A 23,527-nucleotide genomic window follows, 5' to 3' on the forward strand; every position below is an offset into this window, starting at 1 on the left:
AGCGACCACTTGGGCCGCTTTCAATATATCAAAATATTAAATTTTTGACTTCAGCAAATTAAGATAGTGCTTTCTCGATATCCGCACTAACTTCAGCTACTTGCTTAGTACCATCAAACTTAAGGTACTTAGTCTTTCCTGCTTCAGCTTCTTTGCCGTAGTAGTTGATTAGCGGTGCAGTTTGCTCGTGGTAAACACCTAGACGAGCACGTACTGTTTCTTCTTTGTCGTCATCACGAACAACAAGATCTTCACCAGTTACATCATCTTTACCTTCCACTTTAGGCGGGTTGTAAACCACGTGGTAAGTACGACCAGAAGGAAGGTGAGCACGACGACCAGCCATACGCTCAACAATCACATCGTCTGCAACGTCAAATTCGATAACGTAGTCTACGTCTACGCCCATTTCTTTTAGGCCGTCAGCTTGAGGGATAGTACGTGGGAAACCATCTAGTAGGAAACCGTTTGCACAGTCTTCTTGAGCGATGCGCTCTTTGATAAGACCAAGGATGATTTCATCAGAAACTAGCTGACCAGCGTCAATAACAGCTTTAGCTTGTTTACCAAGCTCTGTACCTGCTTTGATAGCAGCACGAAGCATATCACCAGTAGAGATTTGTGGAATACCGTATTTTTCCATGATGAAGTTTGCTTGTGTGCCTTTACCTGCACCTGGAGCACCTAGAAGAATGATGCGCATGATTTATCCTCTTTAATATTTAAGATTTATACCGAAGCTCACAATAGCTGACCTCTTAGACATCAAACCTGAGAAGCACCTGCAACGATAAGTTTCGGTATAACGTATATAGGCGAGCAAAAATACACGCCTTATTACTCACATTCAAGTCGCAGATTCTATCACAGGTTCTCTGAGCAAAGAGTGTATTAAGACTAAAGAATGTTAACAGTACCCTCTTTCACGCCCTATTGATTATTAACTCAGCACTTGAGATGCAAAATTTTGCGACAACAAACAAAAAGCTCGCGAAATGCGAGCTTTTTGATTTGCAGAGGTTATTACACCTTAGTCAAAAGTTGATTAACGGCTCCTAAGAACTCTGTTGGATCCTCAATAGAGCCTCGCTCCGCTAGCATTGCTTGACCAAGCAGAACTTCAACCCAGCGACCAAACGCTTCTTCATCGGCTTCGTCAGCCATACGCTTAACCAATTCGTGCTCAGGGTTTAGCTCAAAGATGTATTTCACTTCCGGCACAGCTTGACCAGCTGCCGCAAGAAGCTTCGCCATTTGAGTGCCCATTTCGTAATCGTCCGTTACCACAACAGCAGGCGTAGATGCGAGTTTGAAGGTCGTACGAACTTCTTTCACACGATCGCCTAGGTAAGACTTCGTGCGCTCTACAACCGACTTAAACTCTTCTTCGGTTTCTTTTTGCTTCTCTTTTTCTGCTTCATCTTCAAACTGACTTAGATCAAGCCCAGCTTTAGTGATTGACTGGAACTGTTTACCATCAAACTCAGTTAAGTAGTTCATCAGCCACTCATCAATGCGGTCGTACATCAAGATAACTTCAATGCCTTTCGCTTTGAACTGTTCTAAGTGAGGGCTGTTTTTCGCAGCTGCATAGCTGTCTGCCGTCAAGTAGTAGATCTTATCTTGACCTTCTTTCATGCGCTCAACGTAAGACGCCAAGCCCACAGTTTGCTCAGAAGAGTCCACTTCAGTTGAAGCAAAGCGCAATAAACCTGCAACTTTCTCTTTGTTTGCAAAGTCCTCCGCAGGGCCCTCTTTCATCACAAGACCAAACTCTTTCCAGAATGATTGGTATTTCTCTTCGTCATTCTTGGCCATACGCTCGAGCATCGTTAGCACGCGCTTAGTACAAGCATTACGTAGAGACTGAGTCACTTTATTGTCTTGTAAGATCTCACGTGATACGTTTAGCGGTAAATCGTTTGAGTCTATTAAACCACGTACGAAGCGTAAGTATGACGGCATAAATTGCTCTGCATCGTCCATAATGAATACGCGCTGTACGTATAGTTTCAAGCCTGATTTGTGGTCGCGGTTCATCATATCCCAAGGTGCTTTCGATGGGATGTATAGTAAGCTCGTGTAGTCGTTTTTACCTTCTACACGGTTATGACTCCAGACCAAGGGATCGGCAAAGTCATGTGATACGTGTTTGTAGAACTCTTGATACTCTTCTTCTGAAATATCAGATTTGTTACGCGTCCACAGTGCTTGGGCTTTGTTGATTTGCTCCCACTTCTTCTCGTCTGTTTCCTTGCCTTCGTCATCACGAACGACAGTTTGGATTGAAACAGGAATGCCGATGTGATCAGAGTACTTACTGATAACGTCACGTAGACGCCACTCATTCAAAAACTCTTTACCCTCTTCACGCATATGAAGAATGATGTCGGTACCACGTGACTCTTTGGTAATGTTTTCGATGGTGTACTCACCTTCACCCGCTGAGTGCCATTGTACCGCTTCATCAGCGGCTAGACCCGCAGCGCGAGTGCGCACGGTAACGGCGTCAGCAACGATAAATGCCGAGTAGAAACCAACACCAAACTGACCAATAAGCTGAGAGTCTTTGCTCTGCTCTTCAGATAGCTTTGAGAAAAACTCAGCTGTACCAGATTTTGCGATTGTTCCTAAGTGCTCAATCACATCATCACGGCTCATACCGATACCGTTATCAGAAATGGTTAAGGTATTTGCGCTTTCATCAAACGACAGTTTCACGCAAAGGTCTGCATTACCTTCGTATAGATCTGGGTTAGATAACGCCTGAAAGCGCAGTTTGTCTGATGCATCTGATGCGTTAGAGATCAGCTCGCGCAAAAAGATCTCTTTATTTGAATAAAGAGAATGGATCATTAAATGCAGTAGTTGTTTTACTTCTGATTGAAAACCACGAGTTTCTTTATTTTGAGATACGGTTTCACTCATGTGTGCTCCATAACATCTAAACTAATTGGCTTTTTCATAGGGACAAGTTTGTGACTTTCCCCTTGAAATCACCTTACCGAGGTGTCATTTAACATGTGGCTGACAAATGTAAATTCAAGGTCAATATTGCTAAAAACGGTGTTTTTTTAGAAAATTTTAATTATCCTACCCGTCTAAAAGCATCTAAAATGTCGTGCGCACTCCAAGCGCCCCGGTAATTTTGTGACATAAATCACCATAATTACAACATCATCCATCTAAGAAGAACTAAATGACTAACATTGGCACCAAATTTCTACTTGCTCAAAGGTTCACCTTTGATCCAAATAGTAATTCGCTCGCTGACCAACAAAACGGCAACGACGTTGTACGATTAGGAAGCAACGAAAGCCGTATACTTCTGATGTTGGCAGAGAGACCAAACGAAGTTTTAACCCGTAACGAGCTTCACGAGTTTGTTTGGCGTGAGCAAGGTTTTGAGGTGGATGACTCAAGCCTGACTCAAGCGATTTCTACTCTGCGTAAGATGTTGAAGGATTCAACAAAATCTCCAGAGTTTGTTAAAACGGTACCTAAACGTGGCTACCAACTCATTTGTTCAGTGGAACGCTTGAGCCCATTTTCTACTGACTCTAACACTGACGTTGAAGAAACCGCTTCTGAACAAGAAGCGCCAGCAGTGGAGTTAGAAGCGAGCGATACACCACCAACAGAGATAGTGACCGATACTACTGCTGATCTTGAGCCTCAAGTAGAGCCGACTAAAACTCAGCCGAAGCCAGCATCTAACACGATTAACTGGCTACCGCGTGTCATTATCTTTTTGTCTCTGCTGCTTCCTGTTTGCGTATTGTTATTCACGAACCCTGCGGAATCCCAATTCCGTCAGATTGGTGAGTATCAAAGTGTACCGGTGATGACACCTGTAAATCACCCTCAAATCAACAACTGGTTGCCTTCAATAGAGCAATGCATTGAGCGCTACGTGAAGCACCATGCAGAAGACTCGTTGCCAGTGGAAGTGATTGCCACTGGTGGACAAAATAACCAGCTGATTCTGAACTACATTCATGACAGTAACCACTCTTACGAGAACGTAACACTGCGTATTTTCGCAGGTCAAAACGATCCAACAGACATCTGCAAATAAAGGAGGCCAATATGAAGATTAAATTAGCATCTGCGGTTTTGGCCGTATCCGTTCTTTTCAGTAGTTGGTTGTATTGGGGAAGTGACCTAAAAGTGGAGCAGCTCCTCACAGCAAACGAATGGCAGTCGACCATGGTGACAGTCATTACAGACAGCTTGCCTGACGATACTGTCGGCCCACTACGCCGAGTTAATGTTGAATCAAACGTGAAATATCTCCCTAATGGTGACTATATTCGCGTAGCAAATATAAAACTATTCGCTCAAGGTTCAACCGCAGAATCAACGATAAATATCTCGGAAAAAGGCCGCTGGGAAGTAAGTGACAACTATTTGTTGGTCTCGCCTTCGGAGTTTAAAGATATTTCATCTTCTCAATCAAAAGACTTTTCCGAAGCACAGCTACGTTTGATTACTCAAATTTTTAAGCTAGATGCGGAGCAAAGTCGTCGTATTGACGTCGTGAACGAAAAAACACTCTTGCTCACTAGCTTGAACCACGGTTCTTCGGTACTGTTTAAAAACTAATTTTGATTGGATGATAAGGGGGCAAGACGCCCCCTTTGTTTTGCTTATGGATTGGCTAGATACCACTACTCTCTTTTTCGGTTCACTAATCGCCAACACGCTGGCTTCACTTTCCGGTGGCGGAGCAGGCTTGCTTCAATTCCCTTTACTCATCTTTCTCGGCTTACCGTTCTCCGTTGCGCTAGGCACACATAAGGTGGCTTCGGTCGCTTTAGGCTTAGGCGCAGCAAGCACGCATTTAAGATCAGGCACTATTAAATGGAAAATCGCGCTCTACCTTATCTTGTCCGGTAGTATTGGCGTGATTTTAGGGGCTAACTTAATTGTACAGATCCCTGATGGTATCGCGGAAAAGATGCTCGGCACGATGATCCTAGCGCTAGGTATCTACTCGCGATTTAAGACATCGCTAGGCCAAGCTGAAGTAATACGTAACCGTCATCCTATCGGTTGGGTTATCGGTGGAATTGGCTTACTGTTTATCGGCATCATTAACGGATCTCTTACCGCAGGTTCTGGTTTGCTCGTGACACTATTTTTGGTGCGCTGGTTTGGTTACGACTACAAACAAGCCGTTGCTTACACCATGATTTGTGTCGGCCTGTTTTGGAATGGCATTGGAGGCATTGCCGTCGTACAGGCAGGGGCGCCTATTCACTGGGCTTGGTTACCTGTTTTATTGTTAAGCTCTTTTCTAGGCGGCAGTTTAGGCGCATGGGCCGCGACTCGATACAGCAACAGAGTGATTAAAGTTGCATTCGAAATTCTCACGTTTGCGGTGGGCATCAAGTTGCTGGTTTAAAAAGATTAAAAGGAAAGTTTCATGGATAAAGCAATCATTGATATTTATTACTGCCGCCAGTGCAACTGGATGTTACGTTCAACTTGGCTATCGCAAGAATTACTGCATACTTTTAGTGAAGAAATAGAAACAATCAGCTTACACCCAGACACAGGTGGTCGCTTCGAAATTTTCTGTAATGGCCAGCAAATTTGGGAACGGAAAAAAGACAACGGCTTTCCTGAAGCCAAGGTGCTAAAACAGCGCGTAAGAGACATTATCGACCCAGAACGCGATTTAGGACATTCAGACACAAAATAGGGAGCAATTCGCTCCCTATTTTTTACTTAGTAAAACCGTTAAATCATGGTTTGTGCTAATACTTCGCCTTCTGGCGTTTTTACCGTTAGCTTATTGCCTTCTAGAGTACCAAAGCTTCTCGGTAAGCCATTACGTGGGAATGTCATCGAGCCTGGGTTGAATATAATGGCTCCATCTTGCATCTCTGCGACGGGAACATGTGTATGACCGTGGGCGATGATATCACCTTCGCGCAGTGGCGGCCGTTTTTCAGAGTTGTACAAGTGACCATGAGTCAAAAAGATTCTCTTGCCAGATTCAAGTAGCACCCATGAGTAATCCATCATCATTGGAAACTTCAATAGCATTTGGTCTACTTCACTATCACAGTTGCCACGTACAGAAATAATTTGATCACTGTATTGGTTCAATAAGTCTGCTACCTGTGGAGGGTTGTAGCCTTCCGGAATAGGGTTTCGCGGCCCATGGTTTAGCGTATCTCCTAGCAAAATCAGGTGGTGCGCACCAGAAGCCAAAAATAGATCAATGGTTTCTTTAGTTGCTGGCAAAGAGCCATGCAGGTCTGAGGCAAAAAATAGTTTCACGACATCGTCTCCTCAAAAAGTATGAGGTCATTCTACGGCATTTTTTTAGCAGCTCAACCTACGACGGTTTGAATACTACTGATAGCGCAATGATTCAATGACCATAGGCAAAACATAGAACCATGCTGCATACGCTGTTCCAACCAACACCAGTATCCAAAACACCATCGACATAAATTTTGATTTGGCTAGATGGTGCAGCGGATCGGGCTCTCCGCATCCTGGACATGCATGAGCGCGTTTTGAGATTTGTTTCTCACACACGGGGCAAGAGACTAAAGGCATGATACAGATTCCTCGACATTAGGCTTAGGGCGCAAAGAATAATGGTGAATTAACACATATGCAACCTAACATATATTAAATATTTTAGTTCTTTGTAACAGTCGCTGACTTGAGAAAAAATTCGTTGATTTTTCATTTATATCAACCGATTACACTTCTTCTCGCACCATACCATTGATGACAATATTGTTATAACTCACCATCCCAATGACCTCGCCACTTTCAATGACCGGCGCTCTGCTTATGCCAAATCGCTCAAACAAACGGGCACAATATTTTACGTTCATATCTGGTTCGACACACAAAGCGGGCTTGGTCATGATTTCATAAATATTTGTGCGCTGAGGAGAACGATTATTCGCCAGCACCTTTTTGGCGATATCATTCATCAACACGATGCCATATTCATCATTATCATCTCGCTTTTTCACCACCAGCGCTTTGACTTGGTATTTTTTCGCTAGCGTTATGCCTTCGTATACGGTCATCAGTCCATCAACCATCACATACGTTGCCGCCATAACATCTCGAACTCTAATTATCGTTTGATCACTCATAATTCATCCTCGACCACTTTGGTCAATGTCTCGACTTGATGCGCGACACCGACTGCATCTTCAATATCGATCTGAATAGCAATCCCCTGTCCCGACTCTCTGTCAAATTCACCAACCTCATTAATGGTTTCTAATATGTGTCGAGAGAGATGTTCCTCGACCACAAACAGCAGCACATCTTTTTGCACTTCTAGCGTTAAACCAAAAAACGTTCGCTTTTGATTTAAACCTTGCCCGCGAGCATTGTTAATCACTGTTGCACCGGTCGCACCAGCATCGCGTGCAGCGTCCAGCACCTTGTCTGTTTTGCTGTCTTCAACAAACGCAAGTATCAATTTAAAGCGCATTTTCTTCTTCCTCCGAGACGTTTTTATTCAGCCACTGGGTTATTTGCGCATAGCCCATCACAGAGATCATAGGAAATAGACTGGCAAACGCGATCAAGCCAAAGCCATCAATCATTGGGTTTCTTCCAGGGACGGTCGAAGCAAGCCCTAACCCTAATGCAGTTACAAGTGGGACAGTGACGGTAGAAGTTGTTACGCCTCCAGAATCGTAGGCGAGTGGAACAACAAGCTTAGGAGCGTAAAACGTTTGAATCACAACGACGATGTAACCCGCGATGATGTAATAATGAATGGGATCGCCCACGACAATCCGGTAACTCCCTAATGCAATACCAATTGCTACCCCAAACGCAACGGCTACGCGCAAGCCGTTAATACTGATACTGCCTCCAGAGACTTGGTTTGCTTTTATCGCTACAGCGATTAAAGAAGGCTCTGCAATCGTGGTACTAAAGCCTATAAAAAAGGCGAAGGTGTAAACCCAATAATAGTCGACCCACATTAAGGCTTTCCCTACAGATACTTTGAACTCTTGTAAAAACTCCGGCGCCGTTAATTGCACAGCCATCGTCTCCCCAAGTGGAAACAACGCCATTTCTAATCCAAGTAAAAAAAGAGCTAGCCCGAAAATCACATAAACGAACCCAAGCAAAACTTTCTTAAGGTTGCTAACAGGACGCCTTAACACCGCTAACTGAAAACCAAAAATAATGCTGGCGATGGGAACGACGTCTCTAACGGTCGATAATAAAGTGTCTAGGAAATGATCAATTGAAATCATGTTACGACCATTCCGTAAACCATCACAAACATCATCGGTAACAGCGAGGCAAAAGCGATTAAACCAAAGCCATCCACCATAGGGTTACGCCCTTTAATAGAAGACGCTAAACCGACACCCAGTGCAGTGACCAAAGGTACTGTTATGGTGGACGTGGTTACACCTCCGGAATCGTAAGCAACGCCAATAATGGCTTCAGGTGCAAACCACGTCAGTATTACAACGCCGACGTAGCCACCAATGATCATGTAATGAATCGGCCACCCTTTTAAGATACGCAAAACGCCGATAACGATGGCTATCCCCACAGAGAGAGCTACTGTTACTCGAAGTCCTTCTCCGTAATCCTGCATGGACTGCTCTGAGTTAGCGATCATTCCGCCCTCTGCCGCAACTTCTGAGGCTTCTTCCGCTACCGCGGTTAATGCAGGTTCAGCTATCGTGGTGCCAAACCCCAAACAAAACGCAAAGACTAATAACCAAAACACGCTGCCTTTTTTTGCAAAGGCTTGAGCCATACTCTCTCCGATAGGAAAAAGACCAAGTTCTAGGCCAAAGATAAAAAAGGTTAATCCTAAAACGACAAGCAACAAGCCAAAAAGAATGGAGACCAGGTTGGGCAGCGGCTCTTGCAAAACGACTAATTGGAAAAAAGTGATAACAATGATGATGGGTAATAAGTCACGAGCACTATTGAGGAGCGCTCGAAAAAGCGCAACAAATGCTTCCATGCCTATCCTCCTTGATTATGCAAACTGATTACGCCATTCCAATGAGCGATAACTTCTAGTCTGGCATAGATTTCACTCTTCTACCGTGAATGCACTAGCGCCATCTATAACATTTAGTTACATATTTTCTAATATGTGAAGTTAATAGTATCTCTGCCAGCTTGTCACTATCCCAGAAATAATGGTGTTGAGATGATCAAGCTAAGCACAAAACGACTATAATGTTCTAATACGTGTACATTCAAAGAGATAACATGAAGATATTACTCACAGGTGGCACTGGGTTTATTGGCTCGGAGTTGCTCAAGCTGCTATCAACTCACCAGGTTATGCTACTTACACGCTCTCCAGAGCGAGCAAAACAACGCCTACAGCATGCTGATCTGGGTAATATCGAATACCTTGACTCGCTCGAGTCGTTCGCCGATCTCAATCACGTTGATGCCGTCATTAATCTTGCAGGTGAGCCAATTGCGGATAAAAGGTGGACCAGCGAGCAAAAAGAAAAAATCTGCAAAAGTCGTTGGAAAATTACCGAGCAAATTGTTGAGCTGATCCACGCAAGTACCGAACCTCCCTCTGTTTTTATTAGTGGCTCGGCAGTTGGCTACTATGGTGATCAACAAGACCATCCGTTTGATGAGTGCTTACATGTTAATAGCGACGACTTTCCTCACGAGGTTTGTGCAAAGTGGGAGCAAATAGCCAAGCGCGCAGAGTCGGAACAAACACGGGTTTGTCTACTGAGAACTGGCGTGGTACTCGGCCTTAATGGTGGTGCGTTGGCAAAAATGCTATTACCTTACAAGCTTGGCGTAGGCGGCCCACTCGGGAACGGTAATCAGTACATGCCTTGGATTCACATCCTAGATATGGTCCGCGCCATCATGTACTTGCTTGAAACACCACATGCCCACGGTGCATTCAATATGTGCGCCCCCCATCCTGTGACTAATCGTATATTCAGCGGCACACTAGCTAAAACGCTAAAACGTCCGCATATCTTGTTCACGCCTAAATGGGCGATGGAACTCCTAATGGGAGAATCTTCCTGCTTATTGTTTGATAGCATGAGAGCCAAACCCAAAAAACTCACCGAACTGGGCTTTAAATTTAGCTACTCCAGAATAGAGCCAGCACTCAAGCACTTGCTTCATGACCGGAGCTGATGAATGATGGCTCTAATCAAGGTTTCTGAGTCTTAAATTAAATTATGAAAAAGTCGATTCTTATTACGGGTTGTTCAACCGGAATCGGTTACGTGTGCGCTCACGCCCTACAAAACAAGGGATTTAATGTCATTGCATCTTGTAGGAAAGAACAAGATGTCCAGCGCCTAATTAATGAAGGGCTAACCTGCATCAATCTAGACCTAAATAGCCCAGAAAGCATTTCTTCGGGCGTGAAGCAAGCGCTAGAGTTAGCAGAAGGTAAGCTTTACGCAGTGTTCAATAATGGTGCCTATGGTCAGCCCGGAGCACTGGAAGACTTACCCACCGAGGCTCTTCAAGATCAATTTCAGACCAACTTTTTTGGTTGGCACCAGTTGGTCAGAGAGGTGCTTCCTCATATGCGCCAGCAAGGCGAAGGACGCATCATACAAAACAGCTCTGTTCTTGGTTTTGCCGCAATGAAATACCGTGGTGCCTATAATGCATCAAAATTTGCCTTAGAAGGCTGGACAGATACGCTCAGGCTAGAGCTTGCGGATACGAATATCAAAGTGGCATTGATAGAACCAGGACCGATCGAAACTCAATTTAGAAACAATGCATTACGAGCCTTTGAGAAGTGGGTTGATATTGAATCTAGCCCCCATCGTCATGCTTATGAAGGACAAAGAGAGCGACTCAACAACGACAAGTCTAATAATCGATTTGTTTTACCTGCAGAGTCTTGCATCGCACCAGTTCTTCATGCATTAACTAGCGTTTCACCGAAAATTCGTTATCGAATTACTACACCGACTAAATTATTCGCAGTCTTGAAAAGACTATTACCAACCCGTGCACTTGATAAAATTTTGCGACAGGCTGCATAAAAAAGTTTTGTCGAAATGTAATTTCATCGTAACAATGTGATGTCATTATGAACATGTAGGTTAAAAAAACCTCAACTAAACGAATCAATTTCTACGCAATTCAGCGGGGATTCTTTCGCCCAAAGTGATTGAGTTGCTTAGATTTGGTATCGCCACCCATTACGTTTTGTAGCAATGTTTATACTACTGTGAGGCAACAATGACATTAAATCAGCTTAACTGGCTTAGTGTGGGTGTAGTGTTGACCATGTTCATCCTATTTTGATACCGCACTAACAAATAGCATTAGAATTGCGCTGCTTCGGCAGCGTTTTCTTTTTATCTAACACCTGAGCAGCAATAACCTCACTCTGTTACCTCACGTTTTCTCAAAATAGAATGATTCATTATTGATGGTGAATGTCGCTTGAATTTCACCTAAATCAACTCCATATCTAATATCAACGACAAGACACAAGGCAAGGATACTCTGATGCAATCCCCATTTATCGTTGAGATAACAGAACAGAACTTTCGCGAAACGCTTGAAGGTTCAATGAACACGCCCGTTTTGATCCACTTTTGGGCCAACGCTCAGCCAGAAAGCGCACAGATACTCCCTGAGTTGCAATCTCTTGCTCAACAGTACAACGGTGCATTTACGCTTGCTCTACTAAATTGTGAAGTTCAGCCCGCTTTAGCGTCTCAATTTGGCGTGCAAGTATTGCCAACTATCGCGCTGTTTATAAATGGTCAAGCCGTCGATGGTCTGGGAGGCCCCCAGCCAATTGATGCCATTGCCACCATGCTACAAAAGCATTTGCCAAGCCCAGATGAACAACTATTAAAACAAGTCAGTGAACTTCTTCAGCAAAGTGAGCATGCTCAGGCTTTGAGCATCATCCACACTTTGCCGCCAGAGCTGCAAGAGCGTGGTGATGTGAAACTCGCGATGGCTGATTGTTTGCTAGAAACCAAACAATTTGATATTGCCCAAGAACTACTGAACGCTATCCCTCTCGAGTATCAAGATAACTACTATAAGAGCCTAATAGCCAAGCTCGAGCTGCATTTGCAGGCTGCAGATAGCCCTGAATTACAGCGACTAGAACAAGCATACGCAGCAGACATGGCAAACTTCGAACTCGCTTGTGAATTGGCGGTACAATACAACCAAGTTGGTCGGGATGAAGAAGCGTTGGAACTGCTGTGGAATATTCTTAAAAAAGACTTGGGCGCCCAAGACGGTGAAGTGAAGAAGACTTTTATGGATATTCTCAGTGCACTAGGTCAAGGTAACGCATTAGCAAGCAAATATCGTCGCCAGCTTTACTCAATTTTGTACTAAGCGTCGCATTCTTCTAGGAATAAGACAACAAAGGCCGGGACTTCCGGCCTTTGTTTTTTGTTAGAAGTCGCTATACAGCGTTGGTGCTGCTGGCGGATACTCTATTGGTTGCCAACGATCATTAAAGGTGTACTTGGCATAAAGCATGAAATGGTTTGGTGTATAAAACTCAGAACGTTGTACATCGACTAACGCCCCAAGGTACCAACGTTTGCTGACTCGCTTTTCCACCGCCGCTTGCAACGACGTACCAAAACCACCACCTTTGTCTGACTCCGCTACTGTCGATAAGTATGGCGCGTCTTCCTTAGTCCAAGAGTTAGAGACGGATGCACTCAATTGATATGACCAAGAACTGTTGTACCGGCCATAAAAGTTGATAGGTAAAGACACCGAGAAGTAACTTTGCGGGCTGTAGTAGCCACCGTGACCTAGCGTGTACTCACCCAGGTTTTTGTCGTAATCAAGGTACATTAAGTTCGTACCTATACTTAAACGCTGGTCATCCGTTGCAATTAACTTGTAGTACGCCCCACCTAACACGCCTAAACGAGTGTTGTCTTCAACCTTTTCACCAGTCAAAACATGATACTGCAAGCTACTCCAAAAACCGTAAGGGCCACCAATGTCCCAACTTGAGCTCAACTTCACACCAGTACGAGCAACTCCGCCCCATTTAGTCCCTTGAGGGTCAGTCGTGCCGCTAGGGACAGACATTCCAGCATAAGAAAGCGCGCTACTGGTCTCTGGGCGACGCGAAGCTTCTGCCGTCCAACCGAACTCACCCAGGTCCCCATTGATGCGCACACCACCAACCCATGTGGTATGGTCGAAACCAATTGGTGTCGTGCCGATATCGACCAACCAATCTTCAGCCTGCCAGCCCACTCCAAATGCCATACCTGATGCGTCATTTTGGAACGAAGTGCTGTCAGAATCGGTGGTTTTTTCATAATAGTCCAACTGACCTGAATCGATAGAAACATAATCGGCTTTTAGCAACAGGTGCCCATCCCAGCTCTCTATCGGGATTCGGGCTTCTATGGGCACTTGATTCGAAGTATTACGGCCATCTCGTGCACTGTAATCCCAGCCAATCATGACATGCCCATCACTCCGATCATGCAGTTTATCGATGTCCGATTTGACGTTACGAGTCAACCAGTAGTCGTCAGCAGTATCATATAGCTCGCGTAAGCTTAGGGGTTCTTTTTTCGCCTCTTCAGTTTCACGATTTTTATCCATTCGGTCACGATTTAAGGCTTGATAGGCGCGTGTTTCAGCTAACGCCCACTGTTGATTTTCCATTGCTATAGACATGCTATTGCGAAATGCTAATGCGTCAGCATCAGGCATCGCATCCAACAACTGATTTAGCGCATTAGCGTCATTTCGATAGCCTTGTTGATTAAACACCGCGGCCACTGTCATCAACTGTGCCGCAGTTAAGCTATCGCGCTTTTTATTCAAAATGAGGTGCATGTCGTGATACGTCGCTTCATATCCAGTCAAAGCACTAGCTTGCAACATGCCAATTTCTGCTTGAGTTTTAAATGGCTCAGGCTTTAAAGAAACTTGTTCATACAAATCCAACGCAAGCTTAGGCTGTTGATTAACCAGCATCAGATCCGCTTGACTCAACAGTCGACGGGTTTTGAGTTCATCAAGCTGTAATGCTTCCGAAGCACTTAAATCTTGTGTTGCGGAATTTAATGCTAAGTCCACGTTCCAACGATCAAAATCTTCAAAGTGATTCAAGCTTACCATCATGCTGCCGTAAGCCAGTTTGTCATCGGTTGACCAATCTTCTGAAAGCGAAATGTTTTGGAAAATCCTCTCAGCTTCCTTAACTTCATCAATGTCTAACCACGCACTCACTAGACGAGCGAGCGGTTGAATTTGACCTTGATAATCCGACTCTAGCGCACGTAATGTCGCCATTACTGATTCGGGAGAAGCTAAGTAACGCGTTTGAATGTCTCTCAACTGAGCATCAAGCTTCAAGCGGGTTAAATTGCGCTGCATTGCGTCTGTCATGTCATGTTGTGCGATACTCTCTAGCTCAGCGATGGCCTCATTCACGTTGAAGTCCTGCGCGAGATAAAGCGCGTAAGCAAATTTCATTTCAGGGTCATTACTAGATGTAGCCCAATCGGACATCAGCGTATCCGCGCGTACTTTGTCGCCCATTGAATGAACCACGTCAGCAATATCAAGCCTTAACCATGGGGAGGTTGGCTGTAGCGCAATCAATTCCTCTACGGACGCTTTCATCGTTGCCTGATCATTTTGAGCGATTGCGATCCGCAGACGAGTCAAAATAACTTCCGACTTGATGCTCGCTATTTTTTCAGCGACCACTTTCTGCTGTGGGGCTGAGTAACTGCGCGCGAGTGCTTCCGCGCCAGACCAATCTTGCTGCTGAATACGAACATCTAAGCGACCACGCAATGCAGAGCTATTGCTGCTATCCAGTTGCAAAGCTTGTTTGAAAACCTTCTCTGCCGCGGCATAATTTTCTTGTACCAGATACAAAGAGCCTAATGATGAATAAGCATAAGGTTGGGATTTATCTACTTGAATCGCTTTTTGATAAGCGCTTTCTGCTTGCTTAAACTGGCCTTTTTCGACCAAGGCATCACCTTGATCAAGATACGCCCAATATTGAGAAGTCTCGATTAGCGCTGCCCATTTTGAGGCCGAGTCAGGATTATGATCTAAGTGCTGAGCCTGTTTAAAGTATCCGAGCGCTTTTTGTTGCTGCCCTCTACGTAGATAAACCTTACCCATAGCACCAAGCAATTCAGGATCTTGCGGACGAGTCGTCAACGCATAACGCAGCTGAGCTTCTGCTTGGTCGGTTTTATCTTCCTCGAGCAACGCTAACCCTTTGAGCTTGGCGAGATAGGTGGGGTCTTTGCGTAGTTCCTTTTCCTTTTTCCAGCGTTCTTTCGCGCTTTGATTCGCTCTTTGTATCTCCATGTCAGACGGGTAGTAGCTAGCTAAGATGGCATATTGCTGAACAACTTGATCTGAAATAGGCAATTGATCCAATGCACGCAACCACGACGTTGCCGCATTTGTTCCAACCGAAGGAGCAAGCGCTAACTTTTTATAGGTATCGAGAATCCATGGATCAGCAGGATTCTCTTTGCGAATATGGTTGGCTAACGCGAGTTGAAAAGACGGGACACTAGGATAATTTGCATTTAAACGTTCCAGTCCCTGTTTCACCGAGATCCAACTGCCAGGCAAATTACTTTGCAACTGTAGGAGTTCAAGTTGTAACGCTGGTGATGGCATTCCATTTGGGAAAAGGGCTTTGTAAGCTTGAATCGCTTCATCGTAACGACCAGATTTTGCAAGCAACTGAGCGCGCTGATAATCCGCTCTTTTCTCTCCCTGAATAGCCATAATCGATGACAAGTTTTTCGCTTGAGTCGAATGAGGCGCCTGTCTGATTAAGCGCTCAAATACCGGTTTTGCTAATTCTGGCTGCTTACGTTTCAGATACATATTCGCTTGATAGAAAAGCCCCGTTGGATTGCTTTCTTCAATCGCGAACAGCCTCTCCAGAGTACTCTCGACAATATCATCTCGGCCAATCGCATCCGCCAGTTTTAGCTGCTCAACCAACCACTCAACCGAGTCAACTCGTGCTAATGATGTGGAAAATTGAACCAGCTCGATAGGCTTGTAGACCTGTGCGAGCTGCGACTTTGTCAGAGGTTTTGAGCTAAAGCTTTCTGCATGCACAGTGCCGACGCCACCAGCCGCCAAAGCAACCAGTGGAATCCACCATAACACGTATCCTGTTACTGACATCTCTCGCTCCATACAGGAAGCAATTCACCTTGCACACCAAAACGGTAACGTTCTTCATGCCAACCAAGCCCAAATAGACTTAATACGTTGTCGTAATAATGATCGTTTTTGTCCACCACAAGTTCATTTTGAGCACGACGAAACTGCGTCTCCAACAGCGCAGATTCACCAGAAGCCGCGAGTAACGGAAGAGCCGCAGCAGAAAAACCTGCGCTTCCTGCTTGGGTATATTTACCCGTTTCAGTATTTACTTCTCTCGCTGGCGCACCAAGGGCTTTGGTTGCCGCGACAAACGGCTGCATTTTTTGTACTAATACTGCTTTTTCTGAAACTTGGTCATTTAGCATACCCGCCCAAAGATAAGTGCGGATCGCGTTGTAACTGCCCATCGGCCCTGTAACCACATCTGAGCTATAACGACCATTTCTCAATACTGCCCAGTCTGGGCTAAAGCCAGCTGGCATCGTTTTCTCTAGCATGTGAACACTTGCCTTATACATTGAGTCCCAGTTGTATTGCGGGTACAGCGACTGCATACGAGCAATCAGTTGTAACGGAACATAACTCGGATTCACACGGTACTGGCCGTCGGCATCAAAGCCCGTTGGAGCTGGCAACAATACCGTTCCAACTCCCGCTATGTTGACGGTTTCTTCACGTAAAATACGACTCGCGATCAGATGTCCAAGGGTCTGATAGTAGTAGTTATTCCATAATCTCCCCGCCTCAACAAGGGAGTAAGCTATCCACAAATCAGAATCTGACGCTGGGTTAGAATCCAAGACTCCGAACTGACCATTTTCTTTTCTTCCCCACAACCAAGCAGGAAGCCTTGCCGTCAAATCCCCACCAGCCAAATGTGATTGAGTCCATTTTAAAACCTGATCGAAGGTTTTAGGGTCATTGGCAACCAAGGCAAAGAACAATGCGTAAGATTGGCCTTCCGAGGTTGTAATCATACGCTCGTCACTGCCATCAACGACTCGGCCTTGCTCCATGTATACCGACTTAAATGTTTCCCATTGTGGCCACTCGCAGGTGTTAGCCCACAAGTAAGGAGACACGAACAACATAAGGAACGAGATGAGTTTTTTCATTATTCCTCTTCCTCAGTTTTTTCTAAACGTCTAGACGCGACTTGACGTAATACGCGCCAAAGCACAATGGTTACGATCACCACTAGCAAGGCGGCAAAGCACGCAACGATGACTGGGTGATTAGAGAAGTGATACCAAACGAGCTGCCACACAGGAAGCTTACCGACATAGTAGTGCGAACCCACGTTGTAGCTTGCTACTTCGTTATTTCTCAACGTCACCACCGAGCCAAACATGTGCTCCACTTTACCGGAGTCAGCCAACGCGCGATCAACCGACGAAAAATCTGACGGGTGAGCCGCCATAATAGAAATGACGCTGCGTTTTTTCGTAAATGGCGATTCTGCACCATAAATAGCAGCAAAAGAGCCTTCTGCCTCGACAGAAACATAATCTGCGGCGGCTTGACGAGCATCACTTGGACTCATCCAGTTCATTCCGAGCTGCTTTTCATTTTTGCTTGGTAGGCGAATTTGTCTCTGACCCTCTTTAACCACTAAGTTAACTTGGTCAGGATTATTAGCGGCTTCTTCTAATGCATCCACAACACCAATCGTCAGGATATCTTTATTTTTTAGTTTCTCAGCATTCCATTTATCTGTCAAAAGCACCTGAATACCTGGGTACCCAGAGTCACGTCCCAATGACCCCATGACGTTTAAGAAGGTTTGCAACACTTCTTTTGGAGCACTCTCTGGAACAACAATAGCAGTTTCTGACAAATCAGCCATGCGAGTGTAAGGAAAACCGGATGTAGCAAAAGCGCGCATGTTCGGCATTTCGATGTAGTGGGGGAAACCACTAAAATCAATAGTAGAATCACCATCAATAACCGCGTATTGCTTACTTGGCTGCGTTACCTGGCACTGCCCATCGGTCACCGACGCAAAACCAAACTCAAACTCAATTCGGTTTTGACTACCCACCTTAAAAGCCGGAATGCGAACAAACGTATCACCACTTAGAATGCCATCATCTAACAAAGGAACACGTATACGGTTAGATTCTCCACCTTGACCTTTTGTGGTTAGGTTGAACGCCTCAATGAATTGGTCATTAATACTCAAAGTCAGACGAGAGCCGGAATGATCCGCAGCAGGCGGTGAATAACGATAGTTAAGATCCATCGGTATACCACGGCTTTGCCAAGTAAAGAGATCGGGTGGTAAACGCAAACTTACGTTGATTGGTGGAGGCGTTCGGCCTTCCACTTGCAGCATGCTTTTTTGTTCGACTAACTCAGACAATGCAACAGGACGAGCCGTACTCACCCAGTTTGGCGCATCGTACGGGACTCGTGGTTTGATTTGTTTGACTTCATTAATCTTCGCGATTGGTCCAGTAAGAAGTTGGTTTCCCAACGCCAAACCTTGCACCGCAATGTTAAGATCCTTACTGTCACGGCCTATCACTAGAAGAAGCTTCACGTACGGGTCTGTTGGATGAGTGATGACTTGAAGACGAGGGCCATCCGTGTCTGGAAAATCTCTCAGAAACTCAGGTTTGTTGTCATTGGTAACAAAGACAATGGCGTTGCGCTTAGGTAACGTGTCGACACTAAAAGGGAATTGAGCACCACGCCAACCCGCAAGAGCACCAAAGTAAGAGCTCAAGACACCGGCAGCCTTGACATCATCTAAATCGTATTTGCTACCCATCACGACAGGCAGATTTAACTGGCTGAAATCACGGACATCAAAAAAAGGAGCCGGTAACAAACTCAAGTCACTTTCCAGCACTGTCTTTTGAGCAAGCATCTCAATTCGACTACTTTGGCTAATCTCAGCCCAAATGCTCGAGTCATTTGGATTGGCACACTCTTTCTGAGTATTCCCAATCAACTCAAAGCGAATTTGGTTGTAATTACTAAAGTAACGAGTGTCCAGCGGCATCGATAAGCTCAACTTTTTGCCTTGCTGGCCATCGACGATTGACGCTACTCCCATAAGTTCGTTGTTCAAATACACTTTGACGTGAGAAACCAAAGAGAGCAACGCTGGCGAAGGTGTGATATCAAAGTGCAACGTTGCTTTAGATACCACCTCATCGAGTCGCGAACCGAAACCAATATAAGCACTGGCCTCACTACCTTGGATAGCAATTGAACCACTGTAACCTAATTGACTAAATGGGATGACGCGCTTAAACACGGTCGAATCTTCAGCATCTTGCTGTGCCAAAGGCGTTGCTTGTTGCTGACTTACTTCTTGTGCCGCGAGACTGCACGACATACACATGAGAGTGATAGCCGTTGTCAACGCTGTTAGTTTTTTATTATTTAGCATGACTTGAGGTCCTGATTGGGACATAACGAGGTCTTAGTGACCAAATAAATTCGATACAAAATAAAAGTGCATCCACACTGACCTGAACAAACTTAGGACAATGTTGCAGCAAGCGTTTGTATCCATTAAAGCCGACTTGCAGTACAGCCTGCATACTCGATAGAGGTTTATCTGATTGATAACCTTGTTGCCATTTCGCCCATGTATCTGCACGTGCAAATGTACATTGGACGTATTGGATTTGTTGTTGATGAGACAATTCGTTGAGTTGTAAACCAAATATCCCCTTATGAGCATAGGCAACCGTCATAGGGAACACGAATTCTTGGCCACCTCGATTGAGGATCACTTCTAAGGTTTGACCGAGTAAGTAAGCACAGGTTGGTTCATCGACCCCGTCAATTTCTATGCGCACGCCCCCCAAAGAGAAATCCTTCATCTGCGCTTGTATTAAATGCCCAGAATTAAGCCTAACCGCGACAGGAATCGCCATCTCTACTCGGTGATCTTTTCGCACTTGTTTAGCTTCTACTGCAACCGCAACGGCAGCACCTAAAATCAACAGGTTGTACATCGTCCATACGAGATTCACGATAACTGTACCGATTTCATTTTGAGGCCCCCACCCCATTCGGTAAATCCCTACAGCGAAGCCCAAAATGTTGAGTGCAACCAAAACCAAATATGGTCGAGAGATCACCCAATCGTAGTGAGACTTTTCAACCAAACCGCCTTTTGCCGTTACGTTGAATGTCCCTTTATGGGGCGCAAACAAAGCCACCGTTGTTGGCCTTGCGATATACCAAGCAAGCACGGTTTCGTATACCTCACCCCAAAACGAATAACGGTAGTCACCCTGCATACGAGAGTTGGTCATGCTGGCGTGAATCATGTGGGGTAATACGTACAAAATGATCGCCAGCGCTGGCGCATAAATCACGTAGGAATGCAGCAACAAATAAGCCAAGGGTGCGATCAGGAATACAATCCTCGGGATACCAGATAGAAAGTGCAGCATGGCATTGACGTAACAAAGCCGTTGAGAGAGCTTAAGCCCCTTTCCAGTCAATGGATTATCGACCCTAAATATCTGCGCCATCCCGCGAGCCCAACGAATGCGTTGCCCAACGTGTGCAGACAATGTTTCTGTCGCCAAACCAGCAGAAATCGGCTGCTTAAGATATGCAGAACGATAGCCTAAACGGTGCATGCGCAGAGACGTGTGCGCATCTTCCGTCACGGTTTCGACTGCAATACCACCGACTTCCTCTAAAGGCTCTCGACGTAAAATAGCGCACGAGCCACAGAAGAAAGTCGCATCCCATAAGTCGTTACCATCTTGAATCAGGCCGTAAAACAAGTTGCCTTCGTTTGGCACGTTACGAAAGTTCGATAAGTTACGCTCAAAAGGATCCGGTGAGAAAAAATGGTGCGGCGTCTGAATAAGCGCCAACTTTGGATCTTTCAGGAACATCCCCATTGTGAGCTGAAAAAATGCTCGTGTAGGAATATGGTCACAGTCAAAAATCGCAGCAAACTCACCGCTGGTCTGCTTCAACGCATAGTTAATGTTACCGGCTTTCGCATGTTCATTCGTTGGGCGGCGGATGTAGTTCACCCCTACACTTTTGGCGAAATCTCGGAAGCTATCACGCTTGCCGTCATCCAGAATGTGGATGTTAAGTTTGTCTTTCGGCCAATCGACACCTAACGAGGCATAAACCGTCGCTTTCACAACATCGAGATCTTCGTTGTAAGTAGGGATCATCAAGTCAATGGTTGGCCAAGTTGACTGATCCGGTGGCATCGATACTGGTTTGCGATTCAATGGCCAGATATTTTGGAAATAGCCAAGCATCAGCACAATCCAAGAATACGTCTCAGCTAGAAGTAAAACGCCCCCTAGAAACAAAGCAACAGGATCGTCCCAGTTCAGGGTAGACGAATAACGCCACCACAAGTATCGACATGAGGCCGTAACCGACAAGATGATCAAAAGCATGGTAGGAAAACGACCCGGCATGCGACGGACCATCATCGCTAATGCCCAGAGTAACAGCACAAAGACAGTCTGAGCCTGATAACCAAATGGCACCGTAAAACAAAGCAAAGCGATTAACACCACGAAAAACAACAAGGTGTAGTTCAACGCCATCGCTGACTTACTTGCTTTAATACGCTCTCGAACTTGTGGATCTTTGATGTTGTTCGCTGTCTGTTCTAACCAGCGGACGCCTTTTGCAACCAATTCAAATGGCAAGTAGAACGCATTGCGAATTTGCTCGGCTAAAGTCATCGCTAAGCTGCTGGTTTTTTTGGACCATGCTGTATTTACATTTACGTTTTGCCTGAAGCAAAGCAACCACACGCTTTGGATAATAAAACGTACAGGATCAAACCATCTTGGCGCAGCAAAATTAACGTTTGGATAGTAAACCAAAGGCAGTTTCCATGAGGGAACACCCGAAATAACCGGCTTTAAAAATACAAAACTCAATGAAAACCAAAAAGACAAAGCACACTCACCAACCCAGTTTGTTTTACAATTCCAGGCTTGCTCGTAAGCGTTCTTCTGCAGTCTGAATTGGTCCACTACCCAACGTTGGAAAATCAGATTAAGACTTCGCATAAATTAGCTTTGGTCCTGAGCGCTTGATAACGCTGATACACACCAAAAAGCAAAAGACTGAAAATCTTTTGCGGCTTGGCTCGATGGCGAATAGTGTTGAACGGTCGTCAGGTTTGCCACACATTCAAGCAATGCCGTATCTCGATGAATCGAAACAGGAATCAAGGATTCGCTAAGTTCCTTTTTCAGCACCAACATGAAATCACGACCAATTTCGGTTTCTGGCTGATATTTATTCACCAAAAAACGTAATTTATCAGAGCGAAGCAATCTCGATAGCTCTTCATGTTGTAGCCAAGATTGAAGAGTGAGATAACTCAGGGCGTCTGCCGTTACCACCACCACAATCATATCCATTGAGTCGACAAAAGATCGCACTTCAGGATCAGTAAGCTCTGCTAAGTCGGCGTGAAAAAGCAGCCACTGCTCACCACGGTTTTCGCTCACTTGCAACGTCATTTCACCTAGCATTGATAGATAGTGAGAACGCTCATTAAAAAACGCTTTTAACTGCTCAGAATTCAGATGGCCAAACGGTAAAAAAAGTGCACCTTGTGGGCTTTCATAACCAGCCTGGGTCCAAGGCTTATCTAAAAGAAGTTGTTTCGCCCAGCCTCCTTGCTCTTCCCTCGGCAAGCCAAGATGAGCTTGCAGTAAACTATTAGGCACCACCTCAATGGCCAGTACCTGTTTATTTATCTTAACTAACGCTTGTGCCAAATTCGCAGCGACGGTCGTTGAGCCACAGCCGCCTTTTAAACTAACAAATAGAAGGCGCTTCATATCGCTTCCGTTTCTGAATTTTTCTGCGTATTACGTACCAAAGATAGAACATTACGAGCACCGTTGGCTTTGAAGACTTGCCACTTATTTTTAACTTGTACGTAAGACTCGTTTTCTGTTGTTTCAATATACGTGTATTGAGTTAAGTTATAAGAAGAGTAGATCGAATTAATATCTTTTGCAGACTCAGTCATAGAATTTTTCACAATGTAACGGAGCTTAAACTGAGATAACAGCAATCCCGCCACTATCATTTTCAGTATAAATTCCATTGTTAAAAAATTGACGCATCGACCTATGCGTCTCATATTTATAGAACGATGATGAATGTGAATAAGTTTATTTATAGCCCATATAAATAACAAAGGCCTAAATAATATTTAACTTCAGAAAAAAGGATTACAATAATGAATTGTTACCATCCATTTAATACACATAAGAAATTTAAATATTTTAAATGAGAATCATAGACTTAGAGACTATTGATTTTAAACTCATAAACATCATGTGAAGCACATGCTATAACTATTTTAATTTCTGATCAATTT

Annotated in this window: 21 protein-coding genes; 7 read left to right on the forward strand and 14 right to left on the reverse strand. The window is 44.8% G+C overall.

Going from position 1 to position 23,527, the window contains the following annotated elements; all coding sequences use genetic code 11:
• Positions 1-58: 58 nt before the first annotated feature.
• Positions 59-703, reverse strand: coding sequence for an adenylate kinase (gene adk, locus R7190_RS17855; RefSeq protein ID WP_005382094.1), 645 nt, complete (start codon positions 701-703; stop codon positions 59-61).
• Between the two features lie 320 nt (positions 704-1,023).
• Positions 1,024-2,928 (reverse strand): molecular chaperone HtpG, encoded by a 1,905-nt coding sequence (htpG, locus tag R7190_RS17860; protein WP_017819957.1) that lies wholly within the window; start codon positions 2,926-2,928, stop codon positions 1,024-1,026.
• A 271-nt stretch (positions 2,929-3,199) separates the two neighbouring features.
• Between htpG and R7190_RS17865 the strand changes: the two genes are divergently transcribed.
• Genes R7190_RS17865 through R7190_RS17880 form a run of 4 tightly spaced genes read left to right on the forward strand, consistent with a single transcriptional unit; the run spans position 3,200 to position 5,707 of the window.
• The gene (locus R7190_RS17865; protein ID WP_005382092.1) at positions 3,200-4,078 is read left to right on the forward strand and encodes a transcriptional regulator; all 879 of its coding nucleotides are present in this window, start codon (positions 3,200-3,202) and stop codon (positions 4,076-4,078) included.
• A gap of 11 nt (positions 4,079-4,089) precedes the next feature.
• Positions 4,090-4,605, forward strand: coding sequence for a transmembrane regulator ToxS (gene toxS, locus R7190_RS17870; protein ID WP_005382091.1), 516 nt, complete (start codon positions 4,090-4,092; stop codon positions 4,603-4,605).
• A 46-nt stretch (positions 4,606-4,651) separates the two neighbouring features.
• Positions 4,652-5,407, forward strand: coding sequence for a sulfite exporter TauE/SafE family protein (locus R7190_RS17875; RefSeq protein ID WP_047102891.1), 756 nt, complete (start codon positions 4,652-4,654; stop codon positions 5,405-5,407).
• Between the two features lie 21 nt (positions 5,408-5,428).
• A complete protein-coding gene (locus tag R7190_RS17880; protein WP_186584425.1) occupies positions 5,429-5,707 on the forward strand; it encodes a SelT/SelW/SelH family protein in 279 nt (92 codons plus the stop codon).
• Between the two features lie 38 nt (positions 5,708-5,745).
• Here the strand turns inward: R7190_RS17880 and yfcE are convergent, their stop codons facing one another.
• The 6 genes from yfcE to R7190_RS17910 all read right to left on the reverse strand — a co-directional run bounded on the left by yfcE (position 5,746) and on the right by R7190_RS17910 (position 8,992).
• The gene (gene yfcE, locus R7190_RS17885) at positions 5,746-6,291 is read right to left on the reverse strand and encodes a phosphodiesterase (protein ID WP_047102892.1); all 546 of its coding nucleotides are present in this window, start codon (positions 6,289-6,291) and stop codon (positions 5,746-5,748) included.
• 75 nt (positions 6,292-6,366) lie between these two features.
• A complete protein-coding gene (locus R7190_RS17890) occupies positions 6,367-6,576 on the reverse strand; it encodes a hypothetical protein (RefSeq protein ID WP_005382086.1) in 210 nt (69 codons plus the stop codon).
• Between the two features lie 149 nt (positions 6,577-6,725).
• On the reverse strand, positions 6,726-7,133 hold the full coding sequence (locus R7190_RS17895; protein WP_005382085.1) for a CBS domain-containing protein: 408 nt from the start codon (positions 7,131-7,133) through the stop codon (positions 6,726-6,728).
• Positions 7,130-7,480 carry a P-II family nitrogen regulator gene (locus R7190_RS17900; RefSeq protein WP_005382084.1) on the reverse strand — a complete coding sequence of 117 codons (351 nt, stop codon included), beginning with the start codon at positions 7,478-7,480 and terminating at the stop codon, positions 7,130-7,132. Before R7190_RS17900 ends, R7190_RS17895 begins: the two co-directional genes overlap by 4 nt.
• Positions 7,470-8,261 (reverse strand): DUF1538 domain-containing protein, encoded by a 792-nt coding sequence (locus tag R7190_RS17905; protein WP_186584426.1) that lies wholly within the window; start codon positions 8,259-8,261, stop codon positions 7,470-7,472. The genes R7190_RS17900 and R7190_RS17905 overlap by 11 nt, the downstream gene beginning before the upstream one ends.
• Positions 8,258-8,992, reverse strand: a complete 735-nt coding sequence (locus tag R7190_RS17910) for a DUF1538 domain-containing protein (protein ID WP_005382077.1) — start codon at positions 8,990-8,992, stop codon at positions 8,258-8,260. The genes R7190_RS17905 and R7190_RS17910 overlap by 4 nt, the downstream gene beginning before the upstream one ends.
• A gap of 254 nt (positions 8,993-9,246) precedes the next feature.
• Between R7190_RS17910 and R7190_RS17915 the strand changes: the two genes are divergently transcribed.
• The 3 genes from R7190_RS17915 to R7190_RS17925 all read left to right on the forward strand — a co-directional run bounded on the left by R7190_RS17915 (position 9,247) and on the right by R7190_RS17925 (position 12,360).
• The gene (locus R7190_RS17915; RefSeq protein ID WP_005382076.1) at positions 9,247-10,161 is read left to right on the forward strand and encodes a TIGR01777 family oxidoreductase; all 915 of its coding nucleotides are present in this window, start codon (positions 9,247-9,249) and stop codon (positions 10,159-10,161) included.
• Positions 10,162-10,205: 44 nt separating this feature from the next.
• Positions 10,206-11,033: an SDR family oxidoreductase gene (locus R7190_RS17920; protein ID WP_017634824.1), complete on the forward strand. Its 828-nt coding sequence runs from the start codon at positions 10,206-10,208 to the stop codon at positions 11,031-11,033.
• Between the two features lie 472 nt (positions 11,034-11,505).
• Positions 11,506-12,360 carry a co-chaperone YbbN gene (locus R7190_RS17925; RefSeq protein ID WP_033906924.1) on the forward strand — a complete coding sequence of 285 codons (855 nt, stop codon included), beginning with the start codon at positions 11,506-11,508 and terminating at the stop codon, positions 12,358-12,360.
• A gap of 60 nt (positions 12,361-12,420) precedes the next feature.
• Here the strand turns inward: R7190_RS17925 and R7190_RS17930 are convergent, their stop codons facing one another.
• Genes R7190_RS17930 through R7190_RS17955 form a run of 6 tightly spaced genes read right to left on the reverse strand, consistent with a single transcriptional unit; the run spans position 12,421 to position 23,173 of the window.
• Positions 12,421-16,185, reverse strand: coding sequence for a cellulose synthase subunit BcsC-related outer membrane protein (locus R7190_RS17930; RefSeq protein ID WP_213986298.1), 3,765 nt, complete (start codon positions 16,183-16,185; stop codon positions 12,421-12,423).
• Positions 16,176-17,282, reverse strand: coding sequence for a cellulose synthase complex periplasmic endoglucanase BcsZ (gene bcsZ / locus R7190_RS17935; RefSeq protein ID WP_054575226.1), 1,107 nt, complete (start codon positions 17,280-17,282; stop codon positions 16,176-16,178). The genes R7190_RS17930 and bcsZ overlap by 10 nt, the downstream gene beginning before the upstream one ends.
• Complete coding sequence (gene bcsB / locus R7190_RS17940) at positions 17,282-19,567, reverse strand: cellulose biosynthesis cyclic di-GMP-binding regulatory protein BcsB (RefSeq protein ID WP_186584428.1); 2,286 nt, start codon at positions 19,565-19,567, stop codon at positions 17,282-17,284. The genes bcsZ and bcsB overlap by 1 nt, the downstream gene beginning before the upstream one ends.
• The gene (gene bcsA, locus R7190_RS17945; protein ID WP_186584429.1) at positions 19,557-22,196 is read right to left on the reverse strand and encodes a UDP-forming cellulose synthase catalytic subunit; all 2,640 of its coding nucleotides are present in this window, start codon (positions 22,194-22,196) and stop codon (positions 19,557-19,559) included. Before bcsA ends, bcsB begins: the two co-directional genes overlap by 11 nt.
• Before the next feature lie 3 nt (positions 22,197-22,199).
• The gene (gene bcsQ / locus R7190_RS17950; protein ID WP_005382068.1) at positions 22,200-22,979 is read right to left on the reverse strand and encodes a cellulose biosynthesis protein BcsQ; all 780 of its coding nucleotides are present in this window, start codon (positions 22,977-22,979) and stop codon (positions 22,200-22,202) included.
• Entirely contained in the window at positions 22,976-23,173 is a 198-nt protein-coding gene (locus R7190_RS17955) for a hypothetical protein (protein WP_021034149.1), read from the reverse strand. The genes bcsQ and R7190_RS17955 overlap by 4 nt, the downstream gene beginning before the upstream one ends.
• Positions 23,174-23,527: the final 354 nt, after the last annotated feature.

This window comes from Vibrio sp. 1078-1 (genome assembly GCF_033340475.1).

Excerpts from the sequence above, each read along its gene's own strand:
- adk (WP_005382094.1), bottom strand. The coding sequence starts at position 703 with ATGCGCATCATTCTTCTAGGTGCTCCAGGTGCAGGTAAAGGCACACAA.
- htpG (WP_017819957.1), bottom strand. The coding sequence starts at position 2,928 with ATGAGTGAAACCGTATCTCAAAATAAAGAAACTCGTGGTTTTCAATCA.
- R7190_RS17865 (WP_005382092.1), top strand. The coding sequence starts at position 3,200 with ATGACTAACATTGGCACCAAATTTCTACTTGCTCAAAGGTTCACCTTT.
- toxS (WP_005382091.1), top strand. The coding sequence starts at position 4,090 with ATGAAGATTAAATTAGCATCTGCGGTTTTGGCCGTATCCGTTCTTTTC.
- R7190_RS17875 (WP_047102891.1), top strand. The coding sequence starts at position 4,652 with ATGGATTGGCTAGATACCACTACTCTCTTTTTCGGTTCACTAATCGCC.
- R7190_RS17880 (WP_186584425.1), top strand. The coding sequence starts at position 5,429 with ATGGATAAAGCAATCATTGATATTTATTACTGCCGCCAGTGCAACTGG.
- R7190_RS17890 (WP_005382086.1), bottom strand. The coding sequence starts at position 6,576 with ATGCCTTTAGTCTCTTGCCCCGTGTGTGAGAAACAAATCTCAAAACGC.
- R7190_RS17895 (WP_005382085.1), bottom strand. The coding sequence starts at position 7,133 with ATGAGTGATCAAACGATAATTAGAGTTCGAGATGTTATGGCGGCAACG.
- R7190_RS17900 (WP_005382084.1), bottom strand. The coding sequence starts at position 7,480 with ATGCGCTTTAAATTGATACTTGCGTTTGTTGAAGACAGCAAAACAGAC.
- R7190_RS17905 (WP_186584426.1), bottom strand. The coding sequence starts at position 8,261 with ATGATTTCAATTGATCATTTCCTAGACACTTTATTATCGACCGTTAGA.
- R7190_RS17910 (WP_005382077.1), bottom strand. The coding sequence starts at position 8,992 with ATGGAAGCATTTGTTGCGCTTTTTCGAGCGCTCCTCAATAGTGCTCGT.
- R7190_RS17915 (WP_005382076.1), top strand. The coding sequence starts at position 9,247 with ATGAAGATATTACTCACAGGTGGCACTGGGTTTATTGGCTCGGAGTTG.
- R7190_RS17920 (WP_017634824.1), top strand. The coding sequence starts at position 10,206 with ATGAAAAAGTCGATTCTTATTACGGGTTGTTCAACCGGAATCGGTTAC.
- R7190_RS17925 (WP_033906924.1), top strand. The coding sequence starts at position 11,506 with ATGCAATCCCCATTTATCGTTGAGATAACAGAACAGAACTTTCGCGAA.
- R7190_RS17930 (WP_213986298.1), bottom strand. The coding sequence starts at position 16,185 with ATGTCAGTAACAGGATACGTGTTATGGTGGATTCCACTGGTTGCTTTG.
- bcsZ (WP_054575226.1), bottom strand. The coding sequence starts at position 17,282 with ATGAAAAAACTCATCTCGTTCCTTATGTTGTTCGTGTCTCCTTACTTG.
- bcsB (WP_186584428.1), bottom strand. The coding sequence starts at position 19,567 with ATGCTAAATAATAAAAAACTAACAGCGTTGACAACGGCTATCACTCTC.
- bcsA (WP_186584429.1), bottom strand. The coding sequence starts at position 22,196 with ATGCGAAGTCTTAATCTGATTTTCCAACGTTGGGTAGTGGACCAATTC.
- bcsQ (WP_005382068.1), bottom strand. The coding sequence starts at position 22,979 with ATGAAGCGCCTTCTATTTGTTAGTTTAAAAGGCGGCTGTGGCTCAACG.
- R7190_RS17955 (WP_021034149.1), bottom strand. The coding sequence starts at position 23,173 with ATGACTGAGTCTGCAAAAGATATTAATTCGATCTACTCTTCTTATAAC.